Below are 2,091 nucleotides of genomic sequence, written 5' to 3' on the forward strand. Positions count from 1 at the left end.
GGTCTTCGCCATGATCAAGCACCGGCACGTGTCAACAACGCTCGTGATCAATACACCTAGGCGCTCGCCTACTTCGTGGAGCGGCGGCCGACGTCCGCTTGATCAGACTTCCGGCACACGACTTCCCGGCATGAGGCAGGCGGCCCGCGAGGAACTTCCGACGCGGAGCAGGCCCCTCATGCCGGGCGGCCAGGAGCCATCCGGGGAGCAGCTGTCTGGCAACGCTCCCGTGGTGTTACTCCATGAAGAGCAGCGTTGGCTCGGCGAGGATGTCCCGGTTCAGTTCGCTCTTGTAGATGAGGTCGATGCTGCCATAGCGGGCCTGTTCGTAGTCGAAGCCGAGTGCGGCTACGGCCTTGCGGACCGCTTCTTCCGAGGGGCCTTCGATTTCGATGAAGGTGGGGAGATCGGGCCAGGTGTCGAGGTCGTAGGTGATGTCGCCGAGCTGCCACTCTTCCCGGTAGTTCTGCTGGTACCGGACTTGGCGCAGCCCAAGGGCGGTGAGGAGTTCGGCTGTCTTGTCGAGGTCGTTGACTTCGATTTCGATCTCGGTGGTGCCGTTGATGGTGGTGGCGTCGCTGACCTGCTTCAGGGTGAGGGTCTTCTTGCCTCCCTCGTCCCGGAGACGCAGCCACTGTTCGCCCTGGACCGCGTCGTTTTCGAAGATGAGGCGGGTGAACAGGGTCTTGTCGAAGGCTTGTTGTGCCCCGGCGGTGCGGAGTTGACCGCGTACCGCGTCGACGTCGATGCTGAGGAATTTCGCCTCGTACTCGTGCTGGGCCATCGCTGTGCTGCTCCTGTTGGTCGGTCTTCAGGCGGTCAGGTCTCGGAGGTCGTTCTCGCGTAACCGGAGGACCTCGTCGCAGGTGTCGCCAGCTAGGAACTCTTCCACGGGCTGGCACAGGTCCATGCGCTGTATGCAGACCCCGACGTGAAAACGGCCCGTCGTGTCGCGGTACAAGCGCACCCCGTAGTAGCCCTCCTCGCAGTCGGTGCTGTTGTTGAAGCGGCAGCCGGCGCAGGTCGTCGGCAGCCTGACGGGCCGGATGTGCTTGACGATGAGCGGACGTCCGTCGGGCAGCCGGTACGACATGCGGAAGCCCGAGGTGCCCGCGATGAGACGGACTTCTTCGAGTTCGGCGCCGAGTTCGTCGAGGAGGATGTCGATGGCGTTGAGGGACTCGTCGCCGTCTGCCAGCGAGGAGAGGATTCGGACGGACAGGGAAGGGGAGTATTTGGCGAGCAGGCGGTGAACGCGCGGAACATGGTCCCGGTGCGGCAGGACGATGTTCGCGCGTGCGTCCACGCCGAGTTCCGTGGCGAGCCTGATCGACTCGTCCAGTGCTGCGATCTTGCGTTGGGCCAGGGCCTTGTTCCGGAATCGCACGTGCTGCACCTGCATCAGCTCTTCGGGAGTGGTTCCGAAGACGGAGAAGTTGACGCGCCCGAGCCCGGACAGCGCGCAACTGGGCAGTATCCGGGCCCCGTTCTCGCCGTTCGAGGTGATGCTCACCGCGTAGCCGGCTTCTCTCGCCGTGGCCACGATCTCGGGGAGCCGGGGGTGGAGGGTCGGCTCGCCACCGGTCAGGTGTACCTCGTTGAAGCCCAGGGCGTTCCGGAGCTGTTCCAGTGCGCGGCGGAAGGACTCGTCCGCGAAGACGGGTGCGCTGAGGAAGTTCGCGCCGTTGGTGGCCACGTAGATCGATACGCGTCCGGAGCTGCCCGAGTCGGCGGATACGCCGGCGGCGTGGGCACGGTTGTCGACGCTGACGGGGGTGCCTTCGTTGTGGCAGAAGGTGCAGGTCATACCGCATGAGTCGATGACCTTGACGCGGAGGGTCCGGTCGGTGGTGACCGTGATCGGGACCGCGCGGTCGATGTTCTGCAGAGCTGGGTGCTGAATCACTCGGTGTGCCTCTTTGTGTGGGGTCGAAGCGGATCGCGGTAAAAGGGGGGCCCGCGGCGCGCAGGACGCGTTCCGCGCTGCTGCCGGGGCTCGACAGCGGCGGGGTCACGGTCGGTGGGTGCGGAGCGGCCGAGGTGGCCCTCCGTCGGCTGCCGAGCTCGCCTATAGGCAGCCGACGGAGGGCG

General features: G+C 65.6%; 2 protein-coding genes. Both read right to left on the bottom strand.

The genetic code is table 11. The annotated features are described in order from the left end of the window. Positions 1 to 235: 235 nt before the first annotated feature. Positions 236 to 784 carry a class IV adenylate cyclase gene (locus GA0115259_RS21625; protein WP_093599752.1) on the bottom strand — a complete coding sequence of 183 codons (549 nt, stop codon included), beginning with the start codon at positions 782 to 784 and terminating at the stop codon, positions 236 to 238. A gap of 27 nt (positions 785 to 811) precedes the next feature. Beyond that, positions 812 to 1,906 carry a radical SAM protein gene (locus tag GA0115259_RS21630; RefSeq protein WP_093599755.1) on the bottom strand — a complete coding sequence of 365 codons (1,095 nt, stop codon included), beginning with the start codon at positions 1,904 to 1,906 and terminating at the stop codon, positions 812 to 814. Positions 1,907 to 2,091: the final 185 nt, after the last annotated feature.

It is taken from the genome of Streptomyces sp. MnatMP-M17 (genome assembly GCF_900091995.1).
Taxonomy (GTDB): Bacteria; Actinomycetota; Actinomycetes; order Streptomycetales; family Streptomycetaceae; genus Streptomyces.

Coding starts and splice junctions, on each gene's coding strand:
- GA0115259_RS21625 (WP_093599752.1), bottom strand. CDS start 784: ATGGCCCAGCACGAGTACGAGGCGAAATTCCTCAGCATCGACGTCGAC.